The organism is Mesorhizobium sp. M7A.T.Ca.US.000.02.2.1 (assembly GCF_003996995.1).
Lineage (GTDB): Bacteria > Pseudomonadota > Alphaproteobacteria > Rhizobiales > Rhizobiaceae > Mesorhizobium.
Map to the genome: position 1 here is coordinate 1 of NZ_RZTT01000345.1, position 6,544 is coordinate 6,544.

At 61.0% G+C, this 6,544-nt stretch carries 8 protein-coding genes and 2 pseudogenes; 4 read left to right on the forward strand and 6 right to left on the reverse strand.

Translation table 11 applies throughout. The annotated features are described in order from the left end of the window. From EOD15_RS25740 to infC, 6 genes and pseudogenes are all read right to left on the reverse strand, one after another. Positions 1 to 406 (reverse strand): annotated as a pseudogene (locus tag EOD15_RS25740) (phenylalanine--tRNA ligase subunit alpha); the annotation flags it as partial. Positions 407 to 547: 141 nt separating this feature from the next. Then, a complete protein-coding gene (gene rplT / locus EOD15_RS25745) occupies positions 548 to 949 on the reverse strand; it encodes a 50S ribosomal protein L20 (RefSeq protein WP_013528310.1) in 402 nt (133 codons plus the stop codon). Positions 950 to 1,094: 145 nt separating this feature from the next. Beyond that, a complete protein-coding gene (gene rpmI, locus EOD15_RS25750) occupies positions 1,095 to 1,298 on the reverse strand; it encodes a 50S ribosomal protein L35 (RefSeq protein ID WP_006201248.1) in 204 nt (67 codons plus the stop codon). A gap of 182 nt (positions 1,299 to 1,480) precedes the next feature. Next, positions 1,481 to 2,125, reverse strand: a complete 645-nt coding sequence (locus EOD15_RS25755) for an isoprenylcysteine carboxylmethyltransferase family protein (protein WP_127319109.1) — start codon at positions 2,123 to 2,125, stop codon at positions 1,481 to 1,483. A gap of 142 nt (positions 2,126 to 2,267) precedes the next feature. Continuing rightward, positions 2,268 to 2,894 carry an isoprenylcysteine carboxylmethyltransferase family protein gene (locus EOD15_RS25760; protein ID WP_127319107.1) on the reverse strand — a complete coding sequence of 209 codons (627 nt, stop codon included), beginning with the start codon at positions 2,892 to 2,894 and terminating at the stop codon, positions 2,268 to 2,270. Between the two features lie 128 nt (positions 2,895 to 3,022). Next, a complete protein-coding gene (infC, locus tag EOD15_RS25765) occupies positions 3,023 to 3,559 on the reverse strand; it encodes a translation initiation factor IF-3 (protein ID WP_013528312.1) in 537 nt (178 codons plus the stop codon). A gap of 205 nt (positions 3,560 to 3,764) precedes the next feature. Here infC and EOD15_RS25770 point away from each other — a divergent pair, with 205 nt between their 5' ends. The 4 genes and pseudogenes from EOD15_RS25770 to EOD15_RS25785 form a co-directional block, all read left to right on the forward strand. After that, the gene (locus EOD15_RS25770; RefSeq protein ID WP_127319105.1) at positions 3,765 to 4,535 is read left to right on the forward strand and encodes an alpha/beta hydrolase; all 771 of its coding nucleotides are present in this window, start codon (positions 3,765 to 3,767) and stop codon (positions 4,533 to 4,535) included. Beyond that, on the forward strand, positions 4,535 to 5,677 hold the full coding sequence (locus tag EOD15_RS25775; protein ID WP_127328539.1) for a benzoate/H(+) symporter BenE family transporter: 1,143 nt from the start codon (positions 4,535 to 4,537) through the stop codon (positions 5,675 to 5,677). Before EOD15_RS25770 ends, EOD15_RS25775 begins: the two co-directional genes overlap by 1 nt. A gap of 118 nt (positions 5,678 to 5,795) precedes the next feature. After that, positions 5,796 to 6,278 (forward strand): DUF2852 domain-containing protein, encoded by a 483-nt coding sequence (locus EOD15_RS25780; protein ID WP_127266800.1) that lies wholly within the window; start codon positions 5,796 to 5,798, stop codon positions 6,276 to 6,278. Positions 6,279 to 6,299: 21 nt separating this feature from the next. Further along, a pseudogene (locus EOD15_RS25785) lies at positions 6,300 to 6,544 on the forward strand (hypothetical protein); the annotation flags it as partial.

The window sequence follows — 6,544 nt, forward strand, 5'->3', positions numbered from 1 at the left end:
CTTCGGCGATGGAAAATCCGAGGTCGCCGAAGATCGCCGCAATCTCGTCGATGACCTGGCTGATCGGGTGTATACGGCCGCGCTCAGCCGGCGACTGCCGCACCGGCAGCGTCACATCGACCTTTTCGGCGGCGAGGCGCGCGGTGATCGCCACATCTTTCAACTCGGCCTTGCGCGCCGTCAGCGCATCTGTGACGCGGTTCTTGAGTCCGTTGATTGCGGGGCCTTTGACCTGACGCTCCTCGGCGGTCATGGCGCCAAGGGTCTTCAGCATCTCGGACACGGCGCCCTTCTTGCCGAAAGCAGCGATGCGCACGGCCTCGATGGCCGGCTCATCGGCGGCCGAGGCGATTTCGGCCAGAAGTGAGTTTTCAAGCGTATCCAGGCCAGTGGTTGCGTCGTGCACGGTCAAAACTCGCTACGTTGGAAATCAGCTCAAAGTGAAAGTCACTTTTAAGTTGAAGTTCAGGCAAAAGAAAAACCCGCGCCAGCCGTGCCAGCGCGGGTTCCCCAAATCAGAATTGCGAATGCTTGGGAAGCGCTGGTCTTAGGCGACAGCGCTTTCAAAAGCGTTCGGCGTGGTGTTCTTCAGATATTCGAGCGCCACCTTGGCCTTGGCGACCAGGGCTGCGAAAGCCTGCGGCTCATGGATGGCCATGTCCGACAGGATCTTGCGATCGATCTCGATGCCCGACTTGTTGAGGCCGTCGATGAAACGGCCATAGGTCAGGCCATGCTCGTGCGTCGCGGCGTTGATGCGCTGGATCCACAGCGCGCGGAACGAGCGCTTGCGGTTCTTGCGGTCGCGGTAAGCGTACTGCAGCGACTTTTCCACCGCCTGCTTGGCGATGCGGATGGTGTTCTTGCGGCGGCCGTAGAAGCCTTTCGCGGCTTTCAGGACCTTCTTGTGCTTGGCGTGCGAGGTGACGCCTCTTTTTACGCGTGCCATGTCATGATCTCCTTAAAAGCAATTCCAGGAAAAGTGCCTTGCGGTTTTCCGTTCGGAATTGCGTAAAACAAATGCGTGTCCGGACCGAATGCCTTATTTGAGCGGGATGTTATCCAAAAAGTCTGCAACTTTTTGGCATCACGCCTTAGAGGCCGTTCGGCAGAAAATTCTTGATGACCTTCTTGCCATCCGGTTCAGCCAGAACCATCGTGCCGCGGGCATTTCGAATGAACTTGTTGGAACGCTTGATCATGCCGTGACGCTTGCCGGCAGCAGCCGACAGGACTTTACCCGTACCTGTGATCTTGAACCGCTTCTTGGCGGCCGATTTGGTCTTCATCTTGGGCATTTTGCTACTCCGTATTGTTGGCGCACTATCGCGCTTCTTGTTCGCTTCGGGCCGACCAAAGCCCGAAAAGCAAATGAAACCGCCACGGCATGCCCTGCCGGGCGGTTTTCTTGAACGGCGGTCCTATACGTTAAAGACGGCCCGCGCGCAACACCTGTGGAGATGCGGCGCTGTGTCCTTGGTCAGGGCAGCGTGAACCAGACCGGCAACATGCCTGACAGCTGGGCTCCATCTATCAGTTCGAAGGCCGGCAGGGCGATGAGAAACACCAGGCCGTCGAGCAGCGTGGTCAGCAGCAGCCGAGGCTTGAAGCTGCCCGTATCGCCCTCCTGGTAGAGCGACAGTTTCGGGAAGAAGCGCGGCACCTTCTCCAGATAGGCCTGGTACGGCGCGCCGAGCGCTTCCTTGAGGAACTTCTCCTCGCGCAGGATGACGATGTGGAAGGCCCCCGCGCACAAAAGCCCGAAGAGAATGATGCCGGAGAACGAGCCGATCTGGGCGCCGACGCCGGCCGCGGCCACGGTCGAGAACACATAGAGCGGGTTGCGGGTTATCGAGTAGGGCCCGCCGGTCACCACCTCGGAAGATTTGCGCCCGCCTATGTAGAGCGTCGCCCAAAGGCGCCCGACGATGCCGAGGAAAATCAGCAGCACGCCGAACATTTCGATCGACTCATGCATCCAGGTTTCAGGCGGAAAACTTGATTGGCCGAACAGCAGTGCCAGAAACAGCACCACCACCAGCACCGCAAGCACCATGCGGCGCATATGCTGGTAGCCGCCCAGCCCGTGTGCCTCGACGGGCGCAGACTTGATTTCATTGACCATGGCGGAATCCGATCGTCGAAAAACTTGCCGGCGATCGCAGCTTCTGGCCAAGGAAACAGGGCCCCGCCGATCGTTGGGATGACTTGCAGGATAATTCAGGCGGATTTAATGCATGTCGCCTCTTTTGACTGCCTATCGCCGCTCAATACAGCCAGAAGAGGACGGGAATCACACCGCTTTCCTGTCCGGACTCGATGAGTTCGAAAAACGGTATGGAAACCAGAAACATCAAGCCGTCGCGCAGCGTGTGATTGAAGATGCGCGGTGTGAAGGTGACCTCGGCCTGATCGCGATAAAGCCGGGGATTGGGAAAAAACCGCGGCACCCGTGCGACGTAGTCCTTGTACGGCGCCCCGAGCACGGTCGTCAAATGCCGTTCCTCGCGCAGCGTGACGATGTGGAACGCGGCCGCGCACAAAACCGCCGACGCTACCGCGACGATCGCGCTGCCGGTCTGGGTGCCGATGCCGACGGCAGCTATGGTGGAGAAAAAATACAGCGGGTTGCGCATCACCGAATACGGGCCGGTTGTAACCACTTCGGCCGACTTGCGGCCGCCGATATAGAGGATCGACCAGAGCCGGCCGCCGATCCCGATCAGTATCAGGGCGATCCCGTGCGCCTCTATGCGTTCGTGGGTTAGTTCATCGTGCGGGGAGCCGCCGAAGATCAGCAAAGCGCAAAAAGCACCGATTAGCAGCGCCAGCAGGACCCGCCGGCGCCGCTGATAGCGACCCATTTCACTTGTAGAACGTGCCGCAGCGGTCATAGGAGAATCCTTTCGCCGCGAGGACCGGCAACCAGAATCCTTGTCGATGCAACTTGCGGAGAAATCATGGCGAAGACAAAACAAACAAAAGGCCGCCGAAGCGGCCTTTGCTTTTGACGGGGATCGCTCTAGCGCGGCGACAGCACCATCATCATCTGGCGGCCTTCGAGCTTCGGTTCCGCCTCGACCTTGGCGATCGTCGCCACTTCCTCGCGGACCTTGTTCAGAAGCTGCATGCCGAGTTCCATATGCGCCATCTCGCGGCCACGGAAGCGCAGCGTCAGCTTGACCTTGTCGCCTTCCTCGAAGAAGCGGCGAACCGCCTTCATCTTGGTCTCGTAGTCATGGCTGTCGATGTTCGGGCGCATCTTGATCTCCTTGATCTCGATGACCTTCTGGTTCTTGCGCGCCTCGGCCGCCTTCTTCTGGTTGGCGTATTTCAGTTTGCCGAGATCGAGTATCTTGACGACGGGGGGCACCGCATTGGGCGATATCTCGACGAGATCGAGCCCAGCCTCTTCGGCGAGCAGCAATGCGTCGTTGATGGAAACATCGCCGCGGTTCTGGCCTTCGGCGTCGATAAGCTGGACCCGGGGAACCCGGATGTCACGGTTGGAGCGCGGGCCATCCTTGGTCGGCGCCGCTGCTTTGAAAGGTCTGCGAATGGTCGTGGTCTCCTTGGCCGTTTCGTTCAGGGTCTGTCAGTGTTGATGCATGGACGCGCCAATGTGGTGAGCGCGCGGGCGGAGTCAATAGCACAGCATTGACAGAAAATCACCCTGATCGCTGCTCTGCACCAATCAAACAACATCGTGAGCACTTTTCGCCACGCCACCGTCCGTGTCACAAGACCGGCGTTGAGGAAAAGCCATGACTGCCACGCCCCCAATCTTTCTGGATGTAGATGGATCGCGCATCGCGGTGCGCCATACTGCTGGCTCTACGCCGGGCATCGTCTGGCTCGGCGGTTACAAATCCGACATGCTGGGCACGAAGGCGCAGACGCTGGCGGACTGGGCGGCAAAAGAAGGCCGCGCCTTCCTGCGCCACGACTATTCCGGCCATGGCGAATCCGGCGGCGCCTTTGCCGACGGCACGATTTCGACATGGCTTGCGCAAAGCCTTGCCGTGTTCCGGCATTTCACCCGGGGCAGCCAGATCCTGGTCGGCTCCTCGATGGGCGCCTGGATCGCGCTGCGCATGGTGCAGGAATTGCGCAAGGCAGGCGATAGCAACATCGCCGGCATGGTGCTGCTGGCGCCGGCCCCGGATTTCACCGCCGAACTGGTCGAACCGGTGCTGACCAAGGCGCAGAAGCGCGATCTCGCCAAAAAAGGTTTTTTCGAAGAGCCGTCGGACTATTCCACGGAACCCTACATCTACACCCGCGCGCTGATCGAGGACGGGCGCGACAACCGGGTTATGACAGGCCCGATCGACACCCATTGCCCGGTGCACATCCTGCAGGGCCTGGCCGATGCAGATGTGCCGGCAAGCCATGCGCTGAAGCTGGTCAGCCTGCTGCCCGCCGACGACGTGACACTGTCGCTGATCCCTGACGGCGACCATCGCCTGTCGCGACCGCAGGATCTCGACATGCTGGTGCGGGCCGTCGATGCGATGGCGCAGAGAGGAAACTGATGCGCCTTTCCATCCCGATATCCGCCTTCGTCGCGGCGATCGTCGGCTTCGGCGGCACGCTGGCCATCGTCATCGCAGCCGCCACCGCAGTCGGTGCGACGCAGATAGAGACGGCAAGCTGGGTGACGACGATCTGCCTGGCCATGGCGATCGAGAGCCTGTGGCTGTCATGGCGCACGAAGATGCCTGTCATCACCGCATGGTCGACGCCGGGCCTGGCGCTGATCGCGGCATCGAGCGGCTTTTCGATGAGCGAGGCCGTCGCCGCCTTCATCGTCACCGGCGTCCTTCTGGTCGCCACAGGGCTGTTTCGGCCCCTGACCAAGCTGATCTCGAGGATACCGCCCTCGGTCGCCTCGGGCATGTTGGCCGGTATCGTCGTCACCTTCGCGCTCAATGCGGTGAAGACCATTCCGATCGACCCATGGCTGATCCTGCCGCTGATCGCCGCCTTCTTCGTTATCAGGCTGTTCAACCCGGCGCTGTCGGTGCTGGCGGTGCTGATCGGCGGTGGTCTCGCCGCTTTCCTCACCGGCCGTGTCGGTGGCCTGCCGACACCGGAACTGTCGACGCTTACGCTGATTGCGCCTGACTTCACCACCAAGGCGGTGATCGGCCTGGCACTGCCGCTCTACCTCGTCACCATGGCGTCGCAAAACCTGTCCGGCCTCGCCGTGCTGCGCGCCGCCGGCTATCACCCGGAGCCCGGCCCGCTGATCGGCGTCACGGGCCTGTTTTCGCTGCTGTCGGCGCCGTTCGGCGGCTCGACGACCAATCTGGCGGCGATCTCGGCGGCGATCTGCACCGGACCGGACGTCCACCCCGATCCCGCCGAGCGCTGGAAGACCGGGCCGTTCTATGCGCTCGCATATCTTATCTTTGCGATTTTCGGCGCTTCGCTGGTGGCGATCTTTGCGGTGCTGCCGCAGAGCCTGATCGTGCTGGTGGCAGGCCTGGCGCTGATGGCGTCGCTCGCCAACGCGCTGTCTATCGCGCTGAAGGAAGAGGCGGATCGCATGGCCGCCACCGTCACCTTTGTCGTCACCGCGTCGGGTCTGACGCTGTTCGGCGTTGGCGCCGCATTCTGGGGCCTTATTGCCGGGCTGGTCGTGCTTTTCCTCGATATGATCAAAAAGCGATAATCATTTCAGATGCTTGTCCGGATTTGGCGGACATTGTCTTGAATCGCCGTTTTTCTCTTCCCATTTCGATTCCACGCAGCCCGGATTTGGCTGTCTCCAACCGAAGGAATGGGAGAAAATGAACGCATCCGCATTGATCCGTCCGGCCTGGACGCCGGCAACCATCGCGTTGATGGTTGTAGGTTTCATGGTGTTCTGGCCACTCGGCTTCGCCATGCTCGCCTACATCATCTGGGGCGACCGCCTCGATGGCTTCAAGCGTGACGTCAACCGCGCGACCGACGGCATCTTCGCCGGCTGCCGCCGCGGTTCCGACAAGGCCGCGCGCTGGGGCAATGGCTCCGCCCGCACCGGCAACGTCGCTTTCGACGACTGGCGCGAAAAGGAACTTGAGCGGCTGAACGAAGAGCGCCGCAAGCTCGACGAGATGCTGACCCAGTTCGACGAGTATGCCCGCGAATTGCGCCGCGCCAAGGACCAGGACGAGTTCGACCGGTTCATGGCCAACCGCAACAAGTCGACGGCTCCGACGAAGACCGATCCAAGCACCGGAACGACGACCACCAAGCGTGGCAAGGGCTCGAACCTGCTTGACGACTGAGGCCAAGCGACTGGCCACATCGTGAAAAACGGCGTCGCGCGAGCGGCGCCGTTTCTTTTTTGTTCTAGTCGTTTTTCTCGAATCGCGTATCGTCCCGCCATGACTCTCGGCTTCTTTCGCAATCTGACAAAGCCCAAGCCCACGCCTGTCGTGGAGCGCGAATATTGCGTCGCCGGCCGCACGCTGCCGCTCAAGATCGTCGAGAGCGCCAGGGCGCGCCGAATGACGCTGCGCATCGATTCAGGCGGCCAGGGTCTACGCATAAC